Below are 22,960 nucleotides of genomic sequence, written 5' to 3'. Positions count from 1 at the left end.
CCCGCTCAGCGCAGCGGGTCGGCGCCGTTCCAGGTTCCTTCACTGGCGTAGGGGGCGAAGCGGGCGAACAGCTCCTCGGCGTACCAGTTGTGCGCCCGTACCTTGCGGATGACCCGCTGGTGTGCCCCGTCCCGGTAGGCGAAGGCGCGCACCGCCTCCTGGTCCCGCCACAACGAGAACGTCGCCTGCCGGGCCAGCGGCCACTCCCCCATGCCGATCGAGCGCAGGCAGCCGTCCTGCCGCCGGAGCAGGTCGTCGACGGGCGGAACCGACCGGTAGAAGGCGACCAGGCGGCCGGGCCGGATGGACGCCCTGGTGAGCACCGCCACCGGCCCTCTCCCGCCCTCGGGGCGGGCCGCCATGCCGTCGAAGGGGTCGCGCCCGGCCCAGGCGCCGCGCGAGGCCAGCGGGACCAGCCGCGCGTGCCAGCTCTCGTACGCCTCCGCACGCCAGCGGGCGGCGATCGGCGAGACGCGCAGGAACTCCTCCAGGTCGTCCTCTCCGCGCCAGACCGCGAACAGCGCCCACCGGCGCAGATCGGCTCCCAGCGACATGGAGCGGCCCCGGCCGGTGCCGAGCAGCCGCCAGAACAGCAGCCCGCCGGCGCCCCGCAGCAGCGGCCGGTCGAAGGCCATGTGCTTCATGGCGCCCGCGCTGCCGTACCGGACGAGGTGGAACGAGGCGATGGTCGAGGTGCTCGTGGCGGTCACCGCCGGCTACCTGCTCGGCTCGGTGCCGGTCGCGGTCGTGGTGGCGGGCGGGCACGGCGTCGATCCGCGTGACGTCGGCGACCGCAACCCGGGGTACTGGAACGTCAAGGAGCAGCTCGGGCGGCGGGCGGCCGTGCCGGTGTTCGCCGGCGACACGCTGAAGGGCACGCTGGCGGCCCTGGCGGGGCTGCTGGTCAGCGGCGGCCACACCACCGGGCTCGGCGTGGTGTCGGGCCCGAGCGTGGTGCCGGTGTACCTCGCGGTGGCGGCGGCCATGGCCGGGCACGCGTGGCCGGTCCTCGCCTCCTTCCGGGGCGGCCGCTCGGTCCTCACCTTCGCCGGCGGCGTCGCGGTCATCTGCCCGCCGGCGTTCGTGCTGGCGGTGGCCGTGCTGGTCGTGACGGCGCTGGCGCTGCGCTCGTTCGCCGCGGGGGCGCGCCTGGCGGTGTTCGCGGTGCCGGTGCTGCAACTGCTGTTCGCGCCCGTGGAGGTGGTGGCGGCCACCGGCGGGCTGATGTGCCTCATCGGGCTGCGCTTCTGCCTGGCCGCGCTGGCCGCCCGCCGCCGCTGACGCGCGGGTACGTGCGGCCACGCCACGCGCGGACGGGTCGCAGCGTGGCCTGGGTCAGCCGGAACGCGGACGCCGGATCGAGCAGCGGCGACAGCAGCACGCCCGCGCCCGGTTCGCGATAGCTGCCCCGCAACGCCCTGGCCAGCAGCAGCCGCATCCCCAGCAGCGCCACGTCCAGCGCGGCCGGGCGGCCGGCGGCCAGCCGGAGCACGGGCAGCGCCCCGGTCAGCCAGAGGACGGCCAGGTCGGCCGCCTGCCGGCCGGGCCCGGTCACGTCCCGCAGCGGCAGCGAACGGCCCCACTCCCGCCACAGCTCGCGGACCGAGTCGTGCATGTCCACCTCCAGCAGGCCGCCCGCGTCCAGGAAGCCCACCGTCCAGCCTTGCCCGGCCAGGCAGCGGGCCAGCGCCACATCGTCGGTCATGCGATCACGTACGAGCGCGAACCCCTCCACTTCGGCCATCCGGGCCCGCCGGAAGGCCATGCACTGGCCGTTGGCGACGACGCGGCGCGGCGGCGGCGGGCTCGGCGGGCCGATGGGCCCGAACCGGTAGACCAGCGTGGCCAGCATGGAAGCGTGCAGGGCCTGCTCCAGCACGCCGTCGCAGACGAACCGGGGACCGGCGCTCACCAGGTCGTACCGCTCCAGAGCCGCCGCCAGCGCGCCGAACAGGCCGGGCGCGGGCCGGGCGTCGGCGTCGAGCGTCACCACGACCTCGCCGGCGGCGGCGGCCATCCCCTGGTGCAGCGCCCACTGCTTGCCCACCCATCCCGGTGGCAGCGGTCCCGCGGTGACGACCTTGGCGCCCAGCGACGCGGCCACCCGGGCCGTGCCGTCGCGGGAGCCGTCGTCGACGACGATCACCTCGGTCACGGCGGGCGCCGCCGGCACGGCCCGCAGGCACGGTCCGATCCTGGCCGCCTCGTCGCGGGCGGGGATCACCACGGAGATCGTCGTGCCGGCGTCCAGGCGGGGCCGGAGCCGCGGCAGCCGCCGCCGGCCGCGCGCGAGCCTGGCGGCGACGACAGCGGCGGCGACGATCTGGGCCGCGGTGAGCGGCCTCACGGCGCGCCCCCGGGGAGGTCCCGTGCCACCAGCCCGGCCACGATGCGCGCGCCCAGAGCCACCATCGGCAGCCCGCCGCCCGGGTGCACCGAGCCGCCCACCAGGTACAGGCCGCGGCGCGGCCCCCGGTTGCCCGGGCGCAGGAAGGGCGCCAGCCTGCCCCCGCAGGCGCTCCCGTAGATGGCGCCGCCCCAGGATCCGTAGCGTTCCCGCAGGTCGGCAGGGGTGAAGACGTCGACGAAACGCAGCCGACCAGCCAGGTCGTGGCCGCGCTCGGCCAGCCGCTCCAGCACGAGATCCCGGTACGCCGGCACCCCGATCGGCCATCGGCCGGGGTCGCGGGCGGGCACGTTGACCAGCACGGTCCAGTTCTCGGCGCCGCGCGGTGCCTGGGAGGGGTCGTCCACGGCCGAGCAGCCGACGTAGATCGTCGGGTCGCGCGGCGGGCTCCCGCGTTCGAAGATGTCGGCGAACTCCCGCTCGTAGCCGGCCGAGAACAGCACCGAGTGATGCGGCAGTCCCGGCGTGCGCCCCTCCACCCCGGCCAGCAGCAGCAGCGCGGACGACGAGCGCCCCAGCCGCGCGATGCGGCGCAGCCGCCGGCGGTCCGGCAGCAGGCGCGCGTACAGGGCGGCGGCGTCGGTGTTGGCCACCACGACGTCGGAGCGCACGCGCTCTCCGCTCGCCAGCCGCACCCCCGTGACCCGGGAACCGCCGGCCTCGACGGCGGCGACCGGCTCCGACAGGAACACCTGCACACCTGCCGTTTTCAGCAGCAGGGCCAGGTCGTCGGCCAGCCGGGCCAGGCCGCCGGGCGTGTACCAGACACCCTGCCCGTGCTCCAGCGCCGGCACGCACCCCAGCGCGGCGGGCGCGAGGTACGGGCTCGACCCGGCGTAGGTGGCGTAGCGGCCGGTGTACTGGCGCAGGCGGGGGTCACGGAAGTAGCGGCGGGCCAGCCCGTCCAGCGTACGCGCGGGCGCCACGGCCAGCAGATCGGACAGCCGGGCCTGGCCGGGCGGGCGGATCAGCGGCCCGGCGAACACCGTCCGGTGCGCGGCCCGCAGGCAGCCCCGCGCCCATCTGTGGAAGGCGCGCCAGCTCGGTCCCTCTCCGGGGGCCAGCCGCTCCACCTCGGCCGCCATCCGGTCCGGGTCTCGCGGCGCGTCCAGCACCGTGCCGTCGGCGAACCGGTAGCGGCACAGGAGCTCCGGCTCGACGAGCTCGCGCCGCAGCCCCAGCTCGCGGAACAGCTCCGGCATGGTGAGCAGCGAAGGCCCGAGGGAGAAGGCGAACCCGTCCCGGCGGTGCTCGGCCAGCTTGCCGCCCAGCCGCGCGGACTGCTCGTACAGCCGGACCTCGTGCCCCTGCCTGGCCAGCAGCAGCGCGCACACCATGCCGCCCACGCCGCCGCCGATCACCGTCACCTCTGCCATGACCGCCTCCAGGCCAGCGCGGCGAACACGCCCATCGTGATCCCTCCGGCCGCCGCCACCAGCGGGTCGGCGGGCTCGAACACCGCCGCGAAGGCGACCGTCTCCATCACCGCCATGACCGTGTACAGCACGAGCAGGCCCCGCCCTGGCCCGGCGTCGCCGCACACGCGTCCGACGGCCAGCATGACCAGCGCCGACACCAGCAGCCAGCCCGCGAAGTTGCTCAGCGGGATGCCGCGGTACGCGCCGCCCTCGGCCCACGTCCACATCCCGAGCCGGACCATCTGCGGGTCGAGGAACAGGTCCCACGCCGTCAGCGCGCCCGCGCCCGCGGCGGCCCGCGCCCACCTCCCCGCCGGCGCGACGGCGGCCGCCACCGCGTACGCCGCCAGCCCCATGCCGCCCCAGGCCAGCGCCACCACGACGGGGACGCCGCCCACCTGCGGCCACAGCACGTCGTTGTAGCGGTAGACGCCGAACGGGAATCCGGTCAGCACCCCGGCCACCTCGGCCGCGTAACCGGTGAGCACCGCCGCGCCGAACGCGGCCACCGCCCTGGCCGTCCCCCACGTGCCGGCCGCGAAGGCCACGGCACACGCCGCCAGCAGCACCACGATCGGCCCGGTGTACCGCTCCGGCCGCGCGTCCAGCCCGGACGCCACCTGCAGAGTCATCATGGCGAGCAGCGACAGCACGCCGAGCGCGCGTGCCGGCCGCAGGGCCGCACCCGTCACCCGTTCGCCTGACGTCTGTTCCACACGCTGTCTTCCGGAGCGGCCGCAATCACGATCTACGTGCCCGGACGCGTGCCAAGCGAGCCTCATGGCCGTCCGAGCATCGGGACAAGATTCGCTCCGTGCGCGGTGCGGGTCAGCCGGTCGTGGCGGGGGCCGGCTTTCCCGGGCACGTGGTGGTGCGCCTGCCGGTCTCGAAGTAGGCGACGATCTTCTCGGCGCAGCCGGGCACCTGGGAGGCGGAGCCGTGGACGTCGTCGTCGACGGTCACCAGGGTGCCGCCGACGGCCGCGCGCATGGCGCGCGCCCACTCGTACGGTGTCACGGTCTCGTAGCGGTGGCCCGACAGAATCAGCGAGCCGCCGGTGGGCCGCACCTTCGGCGTCTTCGCCGGCAACGGCCACCCCGCGCACATGTGCACGAAGTTGCCCGTCCGGCCGGTCACCGGATAGTGCTTGAGACGCTGCTGGTAGGCCTTCCAGTTCGGCTGGAACGTGCTCGCGGTCGGATCCTCGTTGCAGTGGAACGCGCGGCCGGCCGTCTTGTCAGTCCCCCCGTCCCCACCTCCGCCCTCACCCTCGCCCGGCTTGCCGAACGCCTCCTTGACCGCCGGGGGCGCGGCCGGGCCCTTGGCGTCGGCGAGTTCCTTGAGCACCTGGGCCATCCTGGGCCACTGGCCGCTGGGCCGGCCGGCGGCCCGGGAGATCAGCCCGCCGTCCACGGTGAGGCCGATGTCGGTGAAGGTCAGCGGTTCGGCGTCGTACCGCCTGACCATGTCCTCCACCGCGGAGACCACCTGCCGCTTCGACGTGCCGAGGCCGTAGGTGTCGTCGCGTTCGGCCATCCAGGCGGCCATGCGCTCGAAGTTGCGGTCGACGGCGTCGGTGTGGGTCTTCGTCCAGAAGCTCTTCCAGATGTCGGGCGGGGTCACGCTGTCCAGCCACATCCGGCCCACCCTGGTGGGGTACATGGTCCTCATGACGGCGCCGAGCCACGTGCCCCACGAGACGCCGTAGAAGTTGATCTTACGCTCGCCCAGGGCGGCGCGGATCCGGTCGATGTCACGGGCCACGTTGGGGGTGGTGAGCTGCCTGAGGAACGCGGGATCCCGCTGGACGCACTGCTTGCTCCAGGCGACCATGTCGGCGTAGGCCTTCCTGGCGTGCTCCTCGGTGATCGGTCCCGGCGCGGGCGTGCCGCGCGGGATGTCGGGGCAGGAGACCTTGGTGCTGCGGCCGATGCCGCGCGGGTCGATCCCGATCAGGTCGTAGCGCTCGTTGAGTGCTTTGGCGCCCCTCATCGCGAGGTTGATGGACATCAGGTAGCCGGAGCCGCCCGGCCCTCCCGGGTTGAGCGCGATGCTGCCCAGGCGGTTCTTCTGGTCGGAGGCCCGCAACCTGGTCAGGGCCACGGTGATCTGCTTGCCGTCCGGGTCGCCGTAGTCCTGGGGGACGCGGATCGTGCCGCAGTCCGTACGGGCGAGCAGCCGCCTGAACTCGGCGAACTGATTCTCCTTGAGGCCCTGCTTGCGGAGGTCCTCGTCCGAGAACTCCTGACACTTCTGCCAGGTGATGGATGAGGGCTTGGGCTTGGAGTCGGCGGCGGCGGGCACGCCGACCGTGAGGGAGCTCATCAGCAGGGCTCCCGAGAACAACCCGCGGGCCGCTGTCGCACGGTTCACTGGTCGAGGTCCTTTCGGCGGAGGGTGATCGGGCGGGGCACGCGAAGGGCCGCACATGCCGGTCTTCTGCGGTTCCGCTCCTTTATGCACCGCCGCCTGTTTCCCTGCCGTTTCCGCCTGCGGGCACGTCAGCCGTCGGGCTCGCGCAGCTCGCGGCGGAGCCGGTGCAACCGCAGGGCCAGCTGCACTTCCAGGGTGTGGTCCGGGCTGTTCCAGTCCATGCCGAGCAGGCGTCTGACCCGGTCGAGGCGCTGGGTGACGGTGTTCGGATGGATGTGCAGCCGTTTGGCGCTGGCGACCAGGCTCTGCCCGGTGGCGAAGTAGGTTCCGAGCGTCTCCATCAGCGCGGTGGACCGCTGCTCGTCGTGCCGGATGACCGGCCCGAGAGTGCGTTCCACGAAGCGCACCGCGGACGCGCCGTCGCCGAGCAGCAGTCCGGCGTATCCGAGGTCGTCGGCCGTGGCGGCGGCTCCCACCCGTTCGAGCCGGAGCAGGGCCTGCACGCAGGCCAGCGCCTCCGCGTACGCGCTGGGCAGGTCGGCCGGGTCGTCGACCGGTCCCGCGGCGCCGGCGGTGACCGGCGAGCCCAGCCGCGTGGTCAGCGAGCGTGCTATCTGGCGGCCGGTCAGCGACGGGTCGTCGGAGGGGACGACCAGGATCGCCTGGCCGTCCCGCACCGTGCTCAGACCGTCGCGGGCGGCCGCGAGGTCGGACGCCACGGAGGCGAGGCTCTGCCGGTTCTCCGCCCGGATGTGCGCGACGACGACGGCATGCCGCTTCTGGGGCTGGTAGCCGATCCGCAGGGCCCGCTCGGCCAGCGAGGAGTACGTGCGTGGGGTGGGCGTGAGGAGGTCGTCCAGCAACTCGCCGCGCACCCTGGCCTCCGCGGCGGCGAGGTTGCGGCTGAACAGCTGGAGCAACGACGCGACGACGGCGGCCCGGGCGAGCAGCCGCCTGTCCAGGTCGCCGACCTCGGACGGTGCGGCCGGCGGCCCCCACGCCAGGGTGCCGAGGTTCTCGGTGCCGGCGACGAGGCCGGTGACCCAGTACGTCCCGTCGTGGGCGACGGCGGAGCGGCCCGCGGCCCCGCCCGCGGCGGCGGCCATCGCCCGCAACACCTCACGGGAGGCCCCGGGCGTCCAGGCGACGGGCGTCTCGAACTCGTCGAAGATGGCGAGCACGCCACCGAGCTGGTCGCCCGCCGCGGCCACGACCTCCTGCACGCCGCCGCCCCGGAGCACGATGGCCATGCTCTGGTCGTGCGCCGCGACCGCCCTTTCCTGGTCGACCGTACGTTGCCGCAGAGCCTCGTTCTCCCGCCGGAGGGCCGCCAGGGTCTGCTTCTGGTCGTCCCTCGACCGCGCCTGCTCGATGGCGGTCGCGGCGAGGGTGGCGAAGGAGCCGAGCAGAGCGATGGCGTCGTGGGAGAACCACCCCGGCGTGCGGTTGGAGGCGAACAGCACCCCGATGACGGCGCTGGTCCGCAGCGGCACGCCGACGATCGACACCTGCCGCTCGGCCCTGACCGAGGTGTCGACCGCCGGGTCGTGCGTCAGCCGTTCGTCGCTGAAGTAGTCGGGCGTCGAGAACGGCGTGCCGGTGGCGGCGACCCTGCCGCCGATGCCGATCCCGAACGGGATCCTGACGTCCTTCCACGCCGAGGAGGTCGCGCCGACCATCACCTGCATGCAGGTCGCCCGGCCCTCGTTGTCGTTGAGGCTGAGGTAGGCCATGTCGCAGCCGAGCAGCCGCTGTGCCTGGCTCACGATCAGGCTGAGGATCGTGTCGGGGTCGCTGCGGTCCTCCGCCAGCTCCTTCGCGCACTCGACGAGCGCGCGCTGCTGTTCGTGGCGGCTGCGCCGCTTCTCCAGCGTGTCGCGGAGCTGGAGCGCGAGCGTGTGCTCGGCGTGCAGGTCCGCTATCTCGGCGGGTGAGGCGGCGCCGGCCACCGCGTCGTGCAGGACCTCGTCGTAGTGGGGCAGCGGGGCCCCGTCCACGAGAAGCTGGAGGAAACTGCGCCTGTTCACGCCCTTGCCCATCGTTGTAGCACTCGCGCTTCCACAATGGGCACTAGTCAAGTCCCGCGGATCGCCAATTACCAGGCTGCTGCGGAGATAGGTGAATTCACAGGGCGTTCACCCATGCAACGGGCGGGCTTTCACGGTCAGGCCGGGGTGTCGACCGACTTCTTGGGCTCGGCGGGCACGTCCGCGGGCGCGTCGGGCGCACGCCGGGCGGCCAGCAGGTGGCGGGCCGTTCCCCAGATGCCCCGGCGGAACAGCAGCACGACCACGATGAAGATCGAGCCGGTGATGATCCCGGTCTCGGCGAACCCGGCGGTGGCCAGGAAGTCCTGGAGCTGGACGATCAGCGCCGCGCCGATGGCGCCGCCCCACAGCGTGCCGATCCCGCCGAGGATGACCATCATCACGGCCTGCCCGGAGGTGGTCCAGTAGACGCCTTCGAGCGAGGCGAAGCCGTGGCCGATGGCGAAGACTCCTCCGGCCGTCCCGGCGAGCGCGGCGGACAGGACGAACGCCTGCAGCTTGTAGCGGTCGACCGGGTAGCCGAGAGCGCGGGCCCGGTCCGGGTTGGCGCGGATGGACACCAGCACCCGGCCGAACGGCGAGCGTACGATGCGCCAGGCGACGAACAGCCCGGCCAGCACGAACGGCAGGCCCGCGTAGTAGAAGAAGAACGAGTCGGACAGGTCGAGCCCGAACAGCTCCCGGGGGATCCCCTGCAGGCCGTTCTCCCCGCCCGTGACGTCCCGCCACTGGTTGGCCACGAAATAGATCATCTGGGCGAAGGCCAGGGTGACCATGGCGAAATAGATGCCGCTGAGCCGTACGGACAGGAATCCGATCGGGAGCGCCAGCAGTGCCGTGAACGCCGCGCCGCCCGCGATCGCGACCGGGAACGGCAGCCCGCTGTGCAGCGCGATCAGGCCGGTGCAGTACGCCGACCCGCCCCAGAACGCGGCGTGCCCGAACGACAGCAGCCCGGTGAAGCCCAGCAGCAGGTCCACCGACGCGGCGAACAGCGCCCAGCAGGCGATGTCGAGCGCCACCGGCGGGTAGATCAGCCAGGGCAGGGCGAAGGCGGTGACGAGCCCGGCCGCCAGGAGCAGCCACCCGCCCCGGCCCGAGCGGGCCAGCCTGGTCAGGATCACCGGAACGCCTCCTCGCGTCCGAACAGCCCGGCCGGGCGCCACAACAGCACGGCGGCCATGAGGATGAACACCAGGATCTGGGAGAGCGCCGGCACGTACAGGTTCCCGAGGGCCGACACCAGCCCGACGGCGAAGCCCGCGGCGACCGAGCCGAACACCGAGCCGAGACCGCCGATCACCACGACCGCGAAGACGGTGATGATGAGGTCGGCGCCCATGAGCGGGTTGACCGCCCGCATCGGCGCGGCCAGCACCCCGGCGAACGCGGCCAGCGCGATGCCGAAGCCGAACACCGGGGTCACCCACCGGCCGACGTCGATGCCGAGCGCCCGGGTCAGCTCGGGCCGCTCGGTCGCGGCCCGCACGATCACCCCGACGCGGGTACGGGTGAGCACCAGCCACACCGCCACGCACATCAGCACCGACACGGCCAGCACGAACACCTGGTAGGCGGGGTAGGTGAACAGCCCCAGGTCGACCGTGCCGTCCAGGGCCTGCGGCCGCGGGTACGGCTGCGAGCTCACCCCGTACTCCCGTTTCACCAGGTCCTGCAGGATGAGCGCGAGACCGAAGGTGAACAGGAAGCCGTAGAGCGGGTCGAGCGGCGTCAGCCGCCGGATGAACAGCCGTTCCAGCACGATCCCCGCGGCGCCCAGCAGCGGCGGCACCAGCAGCAGGGACACCCAGAAGTTCAGGCCGAACGCGTCGAGCGCGACGAACGCCCCGAAGGCGCCGAGCATGTAGAACGCGCCGTGGGCCAGGTTGACCACGCCGAGCATGCCGAAGATGACGGACAGGCCGAGGGCGAGCAGAGCGTAGAAGGCTCCGCCCACCAGCCCGTTGAACGCCTGCTGGAGCACGCCGGCCGCCTACAGCTTGCAGGCGGGGTCGGGCTGCGGCTGGAACGCCTCCGACGCCGGGATGGTCTTGAGCACCTTCACGTAGTCGTACGGCTCCTTGACCTCGCTGGACGGCTTGACCTGCGACAGGTACGCGTCGTGCAGCAGCAGGTGGTCCTGGGCGCGGATGGTGGCGTTGCGGGCGAACATGTCCTCGATCTTGTGGCCTTCGAGCTGCTTGACCACCTCGTCGGAGTTGTCGGTGCCGCCGCGCTGGACGGCCTCGAGATACTGCAGGGCGGCCGAGTAGTTGGCCGCCATGTTGGCGGTGGGCCGCTTGCCGGTCCTGGCGTGGAACTTGTCGGCCCAGGCGCGGGACTGCTCGTCGGCGTTCCAGTACCACATGTCGGTGTAGCGGGTCCCGGCCAGGGCGTCCGCGCCGAGCGAGTGGATGTCGCTGAGGGCCAGCAGCCCGACCGCGAGCCCGACGCCCTTGTCGCGCAGCTTGTACTCGTTGTACTGCTTCACCAGGTTGACCAGGTCACCGCCGGCCTGCATCGTGCCGATCACCTGCGGCTTGGGGTCCAGGTTCGGCGCCTTGAGCAGGAACGTGGAGAAGTTGTCGTTGGGGAACGGCGTCGGGTCGGACTCGACCACGGTGCCGCCGGCCGCGTTGATCGCCGTGCTGAACGTCTTCTGCATGTCCTGCCCGAACGCGTAGTCGGGGTAGACGATGTACCAGTTCTTCGAGCCGTCCTTGGTGACCTCGGTGCCGGTGCCGTGGGCCAGCATGTAGCTGTTGTAGCCGTAGTGGAAGGTGTACTTGTTGCACTGCTTGCCCTCCAGCTCGGTGCTGGCGGCGCCGACGTCGATGAACACCTTCTTCTTGTTCTTGGCGATGGTGGCGACGGCGAACGCGGCCGAGGAGGTCGGCACGTCGAGGATCACGTCGGCCTGCTGCCGGTCGTAGAGCTCCTGCGCCTTGGAGTTGGCGATCTCGGGCTTGTTCTGGTGGTCGGCGTCCTTCACCTCGATGGTCTTGGCCACCGCCTTGTCACCATATTTCGCCTGATGGTCGGCCACCGCCATCCTGACGGCCTCGATCGTCAGGCGCCCGGAGGTGTCGGCGTAGATGCCCGACTGGTCGTTCAGCACGGCCAGCACCACCTTGCCGCTGCTGATCTTCTCGTCACCACCGCCAGGACCGCCTCCGCACCCGGCCAGCAGCAGCCCCGTGGCGGCCAGGCAGCCGCTCCAGCCTGTGACTCTCATTCAGGCATCTCCTCTTTTCCCGGCGGGGTGGTCGTCAGATTCCGAGGTATTCGAGCAGCTCGTGCTCGCGCTCGCGGACCTGGTCGTTGTCCAGCGACTCGACGATCCGGCCCTCGGCGAGCAGGTAGTGGCGGTCGGCGACGGTGGCGGCGAAGTGCACGTTCTGCTCGATCAGCAACACGGTGACGCCGGCCGCCTTGACCTCGCGCAGGATCTCGCCGATCTGCTGGACGATCAGCGGCGACAGGCCCTCGGTCGGCTCGTCGCACAACAGCAACCGGGCGCCCGTCCGCAACACGCGGGCCAGCGCGAGCATCTGCTGCTCGCCGCCCGACAACTTCGTCCCCGGGAAGCGGCGCCGCTCGCGCAGCGGCGGGAACGTCTCGTACACCCGCTTCAGCGACCACGGCTCCCGGCTCCCCTTGGTCACGGGCGGGAGCAGCAGGTTCTCCTCCACCGACAGGGTGGCGTACACGCCCCGGTCGTCGGGGACGAAGCCCAGGCCACGGCGGGCCCTGCGGTGCGGGGCCAGGCCCGTGATGTCCTCGCCGGACAACGCGATCGTGCCCGTGGTCCTGCCGTACGCGCCGTGCAGCCCCATCAGGCAGCGCAGCAGCGTGGTCTTCCCGGCGCCGTTGCGGCCGACCAGCGTGACGATCTCGCCCTCGTCGACCCGCATCGACACCTCGCGCAGGGCCTGCGCCTCGCCGTACCAGGCCGACAGCCCGTCAACGCGCAGCATGAGAGTCTCCGAGGTAGGCGGTGATGACCCGCGGGTCGTGGCGGATCTCGGCGTACGGGCCTTCTGCCAGCACCTTGCCGTGCTGCAGGACGGTCACCCGGTCGGCGAGGCTGGCCACCACGTTCATGTTGTGCTCGACCAGGACCACGGTGCGGCCCGCACGGATCCTGCGGACGAGCTCGCACGTACGGTCGACGTCCTCCACGCCCATCCCGGCGGTCGGCTCGTCGAGCAGGAGCACCTTGGGGTCGAGGGCCAGGGCGAGCGCCAGCTCCAGCGCGCGTTTGCTCCCGTACGGCAGCGAACCCGCCGGGACGCCGCCGTGGCCGGACAACCCGACCTGGTCGAGCAGCTCCTCAGCGCGCTCCGCGAAGCGGGCCAGCGCCCGGTCGGAACGCCAGAACCGCCAGCCGAGACCGGTGGGGCTCGCCAGCGCCAGCTCCACGTGCTGGTGCGGGGTCAGCTCGGCGAACAGGCTGGTGATCTGGAACGAGCGCGCCACGCCCAGCCGGGTGATCGCCTCGGGGCTGCGCCCGGCCAGCTCCCGGCCGCCGGCCAGCAGCACGCTGCCCGCGGTCGGCTTCAGGAAGCCGGTGAGCAGGTTGAACAGGGTGGTCTTGCCGGCGCCGTTGGGTCCCACCAGCGCGTGCACGCTGCCCTCGGCCACGTCCAGGTCCACGCCGTCCACGGCGAGGAAGCCACGGAACTCCCTGCTCAGCCCGCGCACCTTCAGGACGGGGACGGATCCGCCCGGGGCGGCGCCGTGCCCGCTCCCCACCGGATCTGCTCCCATGCGCCCTCCTCGCGCGTCATGACGTGACCGCGTCACGCTCAGGCCGCCGTAACCGTGAACGCTAAGTGGGAGCCGGGCCGGTGGACCAGGTGAGAAGGACACACATTCCGGCAGCCCGCTATGAGCTGGCACACATCGGGCCGCCGCTAGATCATTCGCCTTCGCTCACAAGCGCCCCATAAGTAGCATGCGTCCCATTCTGACCGTGACTACCGATCGAGGCCCATGGTGTTGAATCGTCGAGATGTGCTGAAGGCCGCCCTGGTCGCGCCGATCGGACTGGAAGCGGCACGACCCGCGGCGGCGTCATCCGCGGAGCCGTGGGAAGCCGTGGTGGCCAGAGGCCACGTGCCCACCGCGCTGATCCCGTTCGACACCACGATGAAGAAGTACATGATCGAACGCGGGATCACCGCCGGGCAGCTCGCCGTCGCCCGCAAGGGCAAGCTGGTCTTCACCCGCGCCTACACGCTGTCGACCCCGGCAAAGCCGGTGCCCGCCGTGACGCCGACGAGCCTGTTCAGGATCGCGAGCCTGAGCAAGCACATCACGGCCACCGCCGTCCTTCGGCTGGCGCAGGAGGGGAGACTGAACCTCAGCACCCCGGTGACCAGCCTGCTGGACCTCAGGCCGATGGCCGGCAGGCAGGCGGACGCGCGGCTGGCGAACGTGACCATGTGGCGGCTGCTGCAGCACTCCGGAGGCTGGGATCGCGAGATCTCCGACGACCCCGGCGTCATCGAGCACAAGATCGCCGACATTCTCGGCACCGGCTTGCCGAACGACAAGTCCGACATGATGACCTACATGACGAGCCTGCCCCTCGACTTCGCGCCCGGCTCCAGGTTCGCCTACTGCAACTACGGCTACCTGCTGCTCGGCCGGGTGATCGAGGAGATCACGGGCCGGAGCTACGGGTCGTACGTCACCGGCGGGCTGCTCGGCCCGCTGGGGATCACCCGCATGCGGCTGGGAAGCACGCTGAAGGCCGACACCCCGGGCGAGGTGCCCTACGAGTCGCGCTACACCGCCACGACCGTGCTCGACGAGTCGGGCGCGAAGGTCCCGTACCCGTACGGCGGGTTCAACATGGACAACAAGGACGCCAGCGGCGGCTGGGTGGCCACCGCCATGGACCTCGTCAGGTTCGAGCGGGTCTTCGACGTGCCCTCGGCCGCGAACGTCCTGGACTCACGGTCGATCTCCCGGGCTTTCGCCAGGCCCGAGTGGGGCACGTTCGCCTCCGGCTCCTGGTACGGCGCCGGCTGGTACGTCCGCGAGAAGAACGGCGGGTACAACACCTGGCACACCGGCGGCCTGGCCGGCACCTACACCTACCTCGTCAGGAGGTACGACGGCGTCACCTACGCCGCCTGCTTCAACCGCCGCGACGAGGGTGACGGGCCCGCCGCCTTCGGCGTCATCGGCGACCTCCTGTACGACGTGGCCGACAGGATCGCCACGTGGCCCTCGGTGGACTACAGCTCGCTGTACTTCTGACCGCGGCGTCCGTGACTCACGCCGGTTGCGGCTCGGCCTCCCGGCTCCTGACCGGTCTCGTCACCTGCTTGGCCACGCAGGAGGGCAGCCCCGCCACGACACCCGCCGCACGGCGCTGGTAGTCGCTGGGCGGCATGCCGACCAACTCGGTGAAGCGGGTGCTGAAGGTGCCCAGCGACGAGCAGCCGACCGCGAAACAGATCTCGGTGACGCTGAGGTCGCCACGGCGCAGCAGCGCCATCGCGCGCTCGATGCGACGCGTCATCAGGTAGGCGTACGGGGACTCGCCGTACGCGAGCCGGAACTGGCGGCTGAGGTGCCCGGCCGACATGTGCACGCCGCGGGCCAGCGCCTCGACGTTCAGCGGCTGCGCGTAGTCCCTGTCGATGCGGTCGCGGACGCGGCGTAGCCGCGCCAGGTCCTTCAGGCGTGCCGCCGCGGTGAGAGCGCGCCCCCATGCGGGATGGCACATGAACAAACCCCTTTCGTCGAGCGGCTCAGCGAACCTGCTGGATGCGGACCAGGTTGCCCGCGGGGTCGCGGAAGGCGCAGTCGCGGACACCGTACGACTGCTCCGTCGGCTCCTGGACGACCTCGGCGGCGCCGGCCTGCACCTTCTCGAAGACGCCGTCGAGGTCCCGGGTGGCCAGCAGGATCCAGCCGTAGGTGCCCTTGGCCATCATCTCGATGATGGTGCGGCGCTCGTCCTCGGTGATGCCGGGGTCGGCGGCCGGCGGCGCCAGGAGGATGGACGTGCCGGGCTGGCCGGGCGGGCCGACCGTGATCCAGCGCATCCTGCCCTGCCCGACGTCGCTGCGCACCTCGAATCCGAGGGTGTCGCGGTAGAAGGCCAGGGAGGCCTCCGGGTCGTCGTGCGGAAGAAAGGTCGTGTGAATGGTGACGTCCATGGCGCCACGTTAACCGCGGCCCGGCGACCAGCGCTTCTCCGATCCTGACCGAGTCCCGTGGTCAGCTCGCCGACACCGAGAAACCGTTGGTACGGAAGTCCATCCCGCCGCCGGACGACGTGATCTCGTAGCCGAACTGGACGTCGCCGACCGTCACGTCGCCGAACCAGTTCCTGGACCTGATCCAGTCCAGCACCGCCTTGATGTCGACGGTTCCCGAGGTGGCGTTGCCCTGCCGGATGAAGGAGAACACCTCGTTGGACCCGTTGGAGCCGCGGTAGACGTCCCAGCTGTGGCCGCCCACCGACGCGCTCGCCTGCCACGAACCGAGCGGGCCCACCGGGCCGTACTTGTTCATCCAGAGCATGATCTCGTAGGTGTGGCCGTCGCACCAGATGTCGTACGCGCTCGCGTAGGCGCCGGCGCTCGGCACGGTGACGTTGAAGCTGCTGGTCACGCTGCGGAGTGCGCTGAGCCGCCGGTTCACGTTCCTGGTGGCGTTGGGGTAGGACTTGACGCCGCCGGTGTTGGGGTGGTCCGCCCAGACCCCCCAGTCGCCGTACGAGTTCGCCCAGATGGTCTGCGGGCCGGCGCCGCTGCCCCAGATGTTGTTGTAGAGGGTGTAGCCGCCGTTGGTCCATGTGCCCCACCGGTCCGACGAGGACCAGACGGCGGCCTGGGCCGGCTGAGCGAGCACTCCGAGGAGCGCGACGAGCATGGACACCGGGACGAAGAGGCGGAGCGTCCTGAGCATGATCTCCCTTTCCGCTGTTGTCCGCCGGTGGCAGGCGGCGCCTTGTCGAAACCGCCGTGTCGAAGCGCTTCGACGAAGCCGGGGCCGCCGAGACCGGTTCCGACAGGAGGTGGGGTCACCGTAAGGCCGCATCCGGCGGGAGGAAACACCGGCGGGAAAGGAATCCTCACCGCCACAGGTCAAGCGGCGGTGACGGCGTGAAACTTTCACCCCGCGCCTTCGCGATCGTCGCCGGTGACGCAGCCGGAACGGCACGTCCGGGCGGGGCCCGCCTCAGGGCGTGTGCGGTTCCGTCATCGCCGCGCGCAGGCGTACGGGGCCGAACAGGCCCGTGACGCGCTGGCCGGCGAAGACGAAGTGCGTGGGGCTGACCTCGTCGAAATAGGGGGCCAGCGTGCCCAGCACCAGGACCTCGACGGCATTGTCGCCTTCGTCCAGCTCGACGTCGAAGACGTACGGCGAGCACACCCTGATCCCGCACGGGCGGCCGTTCACCGTGACCTCCGCCGTGCCCCTGACGCGGCCGAGGTCGAGCTCGCCCGGCCCGGCCTGGGCGGTGAAGGTGGCGCGGTAGCGCACGCCGCCGCTGTAGCCGGCCAGGCCGCGCTCCTCCCAGTCGCCGAGCCGCATCCGGCCAGGGCCGCAGGTGAAGCGGACGGGGCCGGTGAACGCGGCGCCCGACTGCCGGCCGGGGACCGTGGTCACGCGCAGCTCGCCGCCGTCCACGACGCACTCGACGCCGTCCGCGACGTCCACGGAGACGCCGGTCGCGCCCGGAGGCGGGTCGAGGAGGAACCGTTCGGTCCGGGGGCGGGCGCCGGGCGCGGTGAACGTGGCGGCGGGGGCGGAGGGGCGGCCGTCGAGCCAGCCCGCCTCCGGCAGCGGGTGCGGGCGGACCCGCGACCACAGGGCGGCGGGGTCGCCCTGCTGGCGGCGGCGTACCCGGGGGCGGGGCGTCCAGCCGGGGCCGGAGACGGCCAGGCCGTCGGCCAGCACCCAGCCGTCCGACTCGATCCCGATCGTGTTGTCGCCGGGGCGCAGCAGGCGGGCCACGTCGTAGCGGCGTACGCGCGGGATGTCGGCCTCCGCGTACGGGTCGAAGCCGCCCTGGCGGCCGGCCTCCACACCGTTCACCAGCACCCGGCAGAACGCGGTCGAGGCGACCTGGAGCAGCGGCCCGCCTCCTTCCTGGACGTGCACGGTGGTCTCCAGGGGCGTGCCGGCGATCCACTCGGGGCGGGCGGCGTCGCCGGGGTCGTCCACCAGGCAGGCGTAGGCCCGCAGGTCGTGCTCCTCGTCAGGGACGAGCGCCAGGTCCAGCAGGTGGTCGCCGGGCGCGACGGGTGAGAGCGTGACGGCGGCGTAACCGGAGTCGTCGAGCGGCCGCTCCTCGCCGTCGAGCCGGAGGGCCTTGGCGGCGCCGGCGCCGATCGCGAGCCAGACGGGAGCGCCCTCCGGCACGGTGAGCACGCTGCGGAAGCGCGCCTCGGCGCCGGCCGCGACCCGGCCGAACGCGAGGAACTCCACCGGCACGTGTCCCTTGGGGCCCAGGGTCTCCCGGTGGATGGGGTCCTTGTGCAGGCCCCGCGACGTCGACCACACCGAGGGCGTCCACGGGCCGTCGCCGACGCGCTGCTCCCCGCGCGGGCCGAACGTCACGCGCGCGGGCTCTCCGCCGGGCCTGCGCAACGACCAGCGTTCAACGCGGGCACCGGTGTCGCCGCCGACTCCGGCGGCGTACGCGGACCCGGTGGCGGACCCGGTGGCGGACCCGGTGGCGGTTGCCGTGGTGAGACCGAAGTCCGACCAGGTGTCGTCCATGGTCGGGACGAGCTCGACGTCCCACTCGTCCCCGAGGTCCACCTCCACCGGGTACGCGGGCCGCGGCGGCGCGGGCTCGGCGTGCGTGCCGTCGAACGCCAGCAGCGCGGCGGGCCCGTCGTCGAACGGCACGACCACCTCCGTCGCGTCGCCGTCGCGCGTGTGCGGCAGCGCGACGGGATCACCGCCGGCGAAGGGCCGGGCCAGCCGCGGCGTCCCCGACACGCCCCTGACGGTGACGCGCATCTCGCGGGCGTACCTGGCGGGGTCGAAGTCGATGTCGGCGTCCAGCCAGCCGAGCTCGACCCCGCGCCGCTCAGGCCGTCCGACGCCGATCCTGCTCGCCATCGGGAAGGCCGCCGTCAGGAACACCAGCGTGGTGTCACCGGCCTCGCGCACCAGGGCGGGCACCGGAGCCTCCACCCGGCGCGGCAGCCCGGCCAGCGCGTCGCCCAGGCGGTCCGGGGACGGGACGAAGCGGCCCGCCCCGCCCAGCGGATCCGTGCCGACGGAGACGACCAGCCCGCCGTCCGCGGCGAACGCGGCGAGCCGGGCGGCGACGTCCTCGTCGAGCACGGTGACGGCGGGCAGCACGACGGCCCGATACGCCTCGGTGGACACGGCGAGCCGCCCGTCCTCGACCGCCGCCCGCCGTACGGAGTCCTCGTCGATGACGTCGGCGTCGTAGCCGAGCCGGTCCAGCACGCCCGGCCTGGTGGCGAACCACGCCATGTCGCCGACGATCTCCCGGTACACCTCCTGCGCCCGCTCGGCCGGGGCCCGTGCCGCAGGACCGGCGGCCTGGACGGTGGCCGTGGGGAGGAGAACGGCGACGTCGCAGGCGTGGCGGCCCCGCGACAGGGCGGCGCACAACCGGGTGACGGCGTCGGCGAAGACCCGGTGGTGCCGCCAGTACGGCTGCCGCCAGTCCGTGGCCGGCGGCGCCCACTCCCACCAGCCGCGCCTGGTCGTGTAGTAGACCGCGTGCGGGTTGTACAGCGTGGCCCCGGCCCGCAGCCACGGCAGCAGCCAGTCGAAGGTCTCCTCCAGCGTGCCGCCCCAGCCGCTGGAGTGGAACGCCTCGATCCAGGTGCGCGGCCGGCCGTAGAGGTGGGCGAGCGAGGCGTGCAGGCGGGCGTCGCCGTGGTGGTCGGAGCCGGGCGCGCCGAACCAGCGGTGGGTGCGGGCGTAGTCGGCGTACAGCTCCACCCCGGCCACCGGGTGCCCGGCGCGGGCCGGGTCCTGCTGGTCACAACCGTTGAGCAGCCCGTGCCGCGCGTGCCACTCGCCCAGCGGCCGGAAGAACGCCTCCTCGGCAAGCTCGGCGCGGGTGCGCTGGTACGCCTGCCAGTCCGGGTCGGCCGGCGAGAACTCCGTGCCCCGCCTGGCGCGGTACTCCTCGGCGAAGCGGGCGGACCAGGTGGGCAGGGTCGGCAGCTCGTCCTGGAACGACCCGGCGATCACCCGGCCGAACCAGTGCCCGGCGCGCCGCTCGAACTCGCCGTGCACCCGGTCGAGCAGCACCGCGCACGCCTCGCGCGACAGGTAGTCGAAGCCGCGCAGCGTGACCGACCCGTCGGGGTTCAGCCACTGCCCGGCGAACGACGGATGTTCCTGGACGAGCCTGGCCTGCAGGTCCGCGCCGGAGAAGCCGAGCTGGTCGTAGAACCACAGGTACGCCCCCAGCTCGTACGCGTCGGCGCACACCTCGTCGAACAGCTCCCACCAGGCCTCCGACAGGAACGGCGGGTCGTCGGCGTCGGCGCCGAAGGCGGGCCCCGAGGGGGCGAGGTTGAGGATGACGAGGTTGTGCACTCCCCCGTCCACCAGGCGTTCCATCTGCCGGCGGAGCCGGTCGCGGCGCAGCGGCTCGCCGCTCCACCACCAGATGGCCGCGGGGGAGTACTCCCTGGGAGGCGGGTCGCCGCTCATCCTTTGAGCCCGCTGGCGAAGCCCTTGATGACGTACCGCTGCAGCGCGAGGAAGACCACCACGATCGGCACCGCGCCGAGCACGAGCCCGGCGAAGACGAGGCCGTGCTGGGAGACGTACTGGCCGACGAAGGCGAAGACGCTGACCGGGACGGTCTCGTAGCCGGAGCCGCCGAGGTAGACGAGCGGCGTGAAGAAGTCGTTCCAGATGAAGACGACGTTGAGGATGAGCACGGTGCCGGTGATGGGCCGCAGCAGGGGGAAGACGACGCGGGTGAACGCCGTCAGGTGGGAGGCGCCGTCGATCTGGGCGGCGGAGGCGTACTCGCGGGGCAGGGCACGGATGAAGCCGGTGTAGAGGAAGACGGTGAACGGCAGCTGGATGCCGGTGTAGAAGAGGATCATCCCGGCGTGCGTGCCGATCAGCCCGAGATCGTTCACCAGCTCGTAGAGCGGGATCATGCCGAGCTGGAAGGGCAGCACGATGCCGAGCAGGAAGAGCACGTAGAGGCCGTAGCCGAGGCGGGTCCGCACCCGGGCCAGGAAATAGGCGGCGAACGAGCCGAGCGCGATGAGCGCGACCAGGCTGGCCACGGTGACGACGGTGCTGTTGACGAGCGACGGGCCGAGGGCGGCGGCCGTCCACGCGGAGCCGTAGTTGTCGAGCGCCGGCGGGTCGGGCAGCGCCAGCGGCGAGCGCGAGATCTGCCCGGGGTCCTTCAGCGACAGCGAGACCAGGGTGTAGACGGGGAACAGGAACGCCACAGCCACGGCGATCATGACGATTTCCAGCAGGAACGTCTTCCTCACGCGGTCACCTCCCGGCGGCGCAGGTAGTAGACCTGGACGAGCGAGACGGCGGCCACGAACAGCGCGAGCACGAGGGCGACCGCGGTGCTGTAGCCGAACTTGCCGAACACGAACGCCTGCTTGTACAGCACGGTCGACAGGGTCTCGGTGGCGTAGCCGGGGCCGCCGTTGGTGGCGGCGAAGACCTGGTCGAAGAGCTTGAGCCCGCCGATCGTGGACAACATCAGGTTGATCGTCACGGCGGGGGCCAGCAGCGGCCAGGTGACGTAGCGGAAACGCTGGAGGGTGCCCGCGCCGTCGATCATGGCGGCCTCGCGCAGTTCCTTCGGCACGCCCTCCAGCCCGGCCAGGAAGATGACCATGGAATACCCGGCGTACTGCCACACGACCATGCCGGCGATCGACCACAACGCGATCGACGGGTCGCCCAGCCAGTCGACGTGCAGGCCGAGCAGCCCGTTGAGGCCGGCGGACGGGTCGGGGTTGTAGATGTACTTCCACAGGAAGGCCACCATGACCGGGCTGACCACGACCGGCGCGAAGAAGATCACGCGGAGCAGCGCCCGGCTCCTGAGCTTGGCGTGCACGCCGAGCGCCAGCAGCAGCCCGACGCCGTTCTGCACGGCCACGGTGGCCACGGTCAGCAGCAGCGTGTTGCCGATCGAGCCCATGGCCTGGTCGTCGCCGAGCAGCGTGCGGAAGTTGGCCAGGCCGACGAAGGACATGTCCTGGCCGATGCCGCTCCAGTCCGTGAACGCGTACACCACGCCGCTGACCGCCGGGTAGAGCACGACCAGCGCGTAGACCGCGAGCGCGGGCGCGGCGAACAGCCAGGACGGGGCGGACGCGGTGAAGCGGCGGCGGGAGGAGCTGGCGGTCACTTCCGGTACGCCTCGTCCATCTTCTTCAGCGCCTCGTCGATGGTCGACTCCCCGGCCAGCAGCTCCTGGACGACGGCGAAGTGCACCGGCTGCACCTCGGCGTTGGGCCAGCGCTGGTCCATGAACGGCACCGCGCGGTCCTTGGTGAACGGCAGGAACGACTCGACGGCGGGGTCGATGGTCGAGGAGTCGTCCTGCGTGAGCGGGATGGCGGAGATCGCCTTGGCCCAGGCGTTGATGTTCTCCTGCTTGCCGAGGAAGTCGATGAACGCCTTGGCCTCCTCGACGTTCTTGCCCTTGGCGGCGGCTCCGAGGCCGACGACGACGCCGGCGGGGATCCACACGGAGCCGGCGTCGTCGGCGCCCGGCACGGGGAACATCGACAGGTCGTCGGGCGAGGAGGCCGCCTTGCGGAAGTCGGGCAGGACGGCGGAGACCTGGACGGCCATGCCGGCCTTTCCGCCGGCCACCATGGAGGTCTGCTGCTCGAAGGTGGTGCCGTTCGGGTTGTCGTTGAAGTAGCCGCGTTTCTGCAGCTCCAGATACATCTCCATGGCGTCCTGCCAGCCGGATCCGGCGAAGGTCGCCTGCCCGGCGAGCTGCTTGTCGTCGAACGTCGGGTCCTTGGCGTAGACGGTCGAGGGCACCAGCGCGTACGTGATGAGCTGGGTGACCCACGGCGTCTGCGCGCCCAGCGCGATCGGCACCACGCCGGCCTTCTTCAGCTTGTCGCAGGCGGCGAGGAACTCGTTCCACGTGGTGGGCGGGGCGTCGATGCCCGCCTTGTCGAAGGCCTTCTTGTTGTAGACGGCGCCGATGACCGACGAGCCGGCGGAGTAGATGTAGGTCTTGCCGTCGAGCTGGAAGGCGGGCCTGAACCCGGCGGGGACGGTCGCCGCCCACGGCTGGGCGGACAGGTCGGCGAGCAGCCCGGCCTCGGCGATCTGGGTCATCGACATCGCGCTGCCGTTGCCGGGGTAGACGACGTGCAGGTCGGGGGCGTTTCCGGCGCCGAGTTGCGTGCGCAGGGAGGTCTGCACCTGGTCGGTGGGAGCGTAGGAGGCGGTGATGCGCACCGCGGGCCTGGCCTTCTGGTAGGCGCCGACCAGCTCGTCCATCGGCGTCTTCTGGTCGGCCACGCCGATGAACTTCAGCTCCGTCGTGGCGCCGTCGCCGGTCGTCGCCGTGGTCTCCGGCCTGGTGGAGCAGGCGGTGGCCGTCGCGGCCACGGCCAGGCCGCCCATCATGCGCAGGAACTGCCCGCGGCTCACCCTGGCGTCGTGCAGAAGGCCGGTCATGTCCCGCCCACCTCCATGATTTGGCTGTTAATTTAACAGCC

20 protein-coding genes are annotated in these 22,960 nt (G+C 72.1%); 2 read left to right on the top strand and 18 right to left on the bottom strand.

Translation table 11 applies throughout. The annotated features are described in order from the left end of the window. Positions 1–5: 5 nt before the first annotated feature. Positions 6–710 carry a spheroidene monooxygenase gene (locus ABGB14_RS24420; protein WP_347646144.1) on the bottom strand — a complete coding sequence of 235 codons (705 nt, stop codon included), beginning with the start codon at positions 708–710 and terminating at the stop codon, positions 6–8. Here ABGB14_RS24420 and ABGB14_RS24415 point away from each other — a divergent pair. Continuing rightward, positions 685–1,281 carry a glycerol-3-phosphate acyltransferase gene (locus ABGB14_RS24415; RefSeq protein WP_347646143.1) on the top strand — a complete coding sequence of 199 codons (597 nt, stop codon included), beginning with the start codon at positions 685–687 and terminating at the stop codon, positions 1,279–1,281. The two genes, ABGB14_RS24420 and ABGB14_RS24415, sit on opposite strands and share 26 nt — an antisense overlap. On the opposite strand, the gene ABGB14_RS24410 is transcribed toward ABGB14_RS24415, so the two are convergent. The 10 genes from ABGB14_RS24410 to ABGB14_RS24365 all read right to left on the bottom strand — a co-directional run bounded on the left by ABGB14_RS24410 (position 1,232) and on the right by ABGB14_RS24365 (position 13,016). After that, the gene (locus ABGB14_RS24410; RefSeq protein ID WP_347646142.1) at positions 1,232–2,347 is read right to left on the bottom strand and encodes a glycosyltransferase; all 1,116 of its coding nucleotides are present in this window, start codon (positions 2,345–2,347) and stop codon (positions 1,232–1,234) included. The two genes, ABGB14_RS24415 and ABGB14_RS24410, sit on opposite strands and share 50 nt — an antisense overlap. After that, positions 2,344–3,783, bottom strand: coding sequence for a phytoene desaturase family protein (gene crtI / locus ABGB14_RS24405; protein ID WP_347646141.1), 1,440 nt, complete (start codon positions 3,781–3,783; stop codon positions 2,344–2,346). Before crtI ends, ABGB14_RS24410 begins: the two co-directional genes overlap by 4 nt. Next, positions 3,771–4,541, bottom strand: a complete 771-nt coding sequence (locus ABGB14_RS24400) for a carotenoid biosynthesis protein (RefSeq protein ID WP_347646140.1) — start codon at positions 4,539–4,541, stop codon at positions 3,771–3,773. The genes crtI and ABGB14_RS24400 overlap by 13 nt, the downstream gene beginning before the upstream one ends. A 112-nt stretch (positions 4,542–4,653) precedes the next feature. After that, on the bottom strand, positions 4,654–6,198 hold the full coding sequence (locus tag ABGB14_RS24395) for an alpha/beta fold hydrolase (RefSeq protein ID WP_347646139.1): 1,545 nt from the start codon (positions 6,196–6,198) through the stop codon (positions 4,654–4,656). Positions 6,199–6,326: 128 nt separating this feature from the next. Then, positions 6,327–8,225, bottom strand: coding sequence for a helix-turn-helix domain-containing protein (locus tag ABGB14_RS24390; RefSeq protein WP_347646138.1), 1,899 nt, complete (start codon positions 8,223–8,225; stop codon positions 6,327–6,329). Between the two features lie 137 nt (positions 8,226–8,362). Next, positions 8,363–9,370, bottom strand: coding sequence for a branched-chain amino acid ABC transporter permease (locus ABGB14_RS24385; protein ID WP_347646137.1), 1,008 nt, complete (start codon positions 9,368–9,370; stop codon positions 8,363–8,365). Continuing rightward, positions 9,367–10,230, bottom strand: a complete 864-nt coding sequence (locus tag ABGB14_RS24380; RefSeq protein ID WP_347646136.1) for a branched-chain amino acid ABC transporter permease — start codon at positions 10,228–10,230, stop codon at positions 9,367–9,369. Before ABGB14_RS24380 ends, ABGB14_RS24385 begins: the two co-directional genes overlap by 4 nt. Before the next feature lie 9 nt (positions 10,231–10,239). Further along, positions 10,240–11,481, bottom strand: coding sequence for an ABC transporter substrate-binding protein (locus ABGB14_RS24375; protein ID WP_347646135.1), 1,242 nt, complete (start codon positions 11,479–11,481; stop codon positions 10,240–10,242). 34 nt (positions 11,482–11,515) lie between these two features. Further along, positions 11,516–12,223, bottom strand: a complete 708-nt coding sequence (locus ABGB14_RS24370; protein ID WP_347646134.1) for an ABC transporter ATP-binding protein — start codon at positions 12,221–12,223, stop codon at positions 11,516–11,518. Further along, positions 12,210–13,016 (bottom strand): ABC transporter ATP-binding protein, encoded by an 807-nt coding sequence (locus ABGB14_RS24365; RefSeq protein ID WP_347646133.1) that lies wholly within the window; start codon positions 13,014–13,016, stop codon positions 12,210–12,212. Before ABGB14_RS24365 ends, ABGB14_RS24370 begins: the two co-directional genes overlap by 14 nt. 246 nt (positions 13,017–13,262) lie before the next feature. Here ABGB14_RS24365 and ABGB14_RS24360 point away from each other — a divergent pair, with 246 nt between their 5' ends. Continuing rightward, on the top strand, positions 13,263–14,516 hold the full coding sequence (locus ABGB14_RS24360) for a serine hydrolase domain-containing protein (protein ID WP_347646132.1): 1,254 nt from the start codon (positions 13,263–13,265) through the stop codon (positions 14,514–14,516). Between the two features lie 16 nt (positions 14,517–14,532). Here ABGB14_RS24360 and ABGB14_RS24355 read toward each other — a convergent pair whose 3' ends face one another. From ABGB14_RS24355 to ABGB14_RS24325, 7 genes are all read right to left on the bottom strand, one after another. Beyond that, on the bottom strand, positions 14,533–14,988 hold the full coding sequence (locus tag ABGB14_RS24355) for a helix-turn-helix transcriptional regulator (RefSeq protein WP_347646131.1): 456 nt from the start codon (positions 14,986–14,988) through the stop codon (positions 14,533–14,535). A gap of 25 nt (positions 14,989–15,013) precedes the next feature. Continuing rightward, positions 15,014–15,424, bottom strand: a complete 411-nt coding sequence (locus ABGB14_RS24350) for a VOC family protein (RefSeq protein WP_347646130.1) — start codon at positions 15,422–15,424, stop codon at positions 15,014–15,016. A 61-nt stretch (positions 15,425–15,485) separates the two neighbouring features. Beyond that, positions 15,486–16,310, bottom strand: coding sequence for a hypothetical protein (locus tag ABGB14_RS24345; protein ID WP_347646129.1), 825 nt, complete (start codon positions 16,308–16,310; stop codon positions 15,486–15,488). Positions 16,311–16,451: 141 nt separating this feature from the next. Further along, entirely contained in the window at positions 16,452–19,931 is a 3,480-nt protein-coding gene (locus ABGB14_RS24340) for a hypothetical protein (RefSeq protein WP_347646128.1), read from the bottom strand. After that, positions 19,928–20,740 carry a carbohydrate ABC transporter permease gene (locus ABGB14_RS24335; RefSeq protein ID WP_347646127.1) on the bottom strand — a complete coding sequence of 271 codons (813 nt, stop codon included), beginning with the start codon at positions 20,738–20,740 and terminating at the stop codon, positions 19,928–19,930. Before ABGB14_RS24335 ends, ABGB14_RS24340 begins: the two co-directional genes overlap by 4 nt. Next, on the bottom strand, positions 20,737–21,621 hold the full coding sequence (locus ABGB14_RS24330; protein WP_347646126.1) for a sugar ABC transporter permease: 885 nt from the start codon (positions 21,619–21,621) through the stop codon (positions 20,737–20,739). The genes ABGB14_RS24335 and ABGB14_RS24330 overlap by 4 nt, the downstream gene beginning before the upstream one ends. Continuing rightward, the gene (locus ABGB14_RS24325; protein WP_347646125.1) at positions 21,618–22,919 is read right to left on the bottom strand and encodes an extracellular solute-binding protein; all 1,302 of its coding nucleotides are present in this window, start codon (positions 22,917–22,919) and stop codon (positions 21,618–21,620) included. The genes ABGB14_RS24330 and ABGB14_RS24325 overlap by 4 nt, the downstream gene beginning before the upstream one ends. Positions 22,920–22,960 lie beyond the last annotated feature (41 nt).

This window comes from Nonomuraea sp. B10E15 (assembly GCF_039871615.1).
Classification (GTDB): Bacteria; Actinomycetota; Actinomycetes; order Streptosporangiales; family Streptosporangiaceae; genus Nonomuraea.
This window is presented reverse-complemented; position numbering and strand designations above follow the sequence as displayed.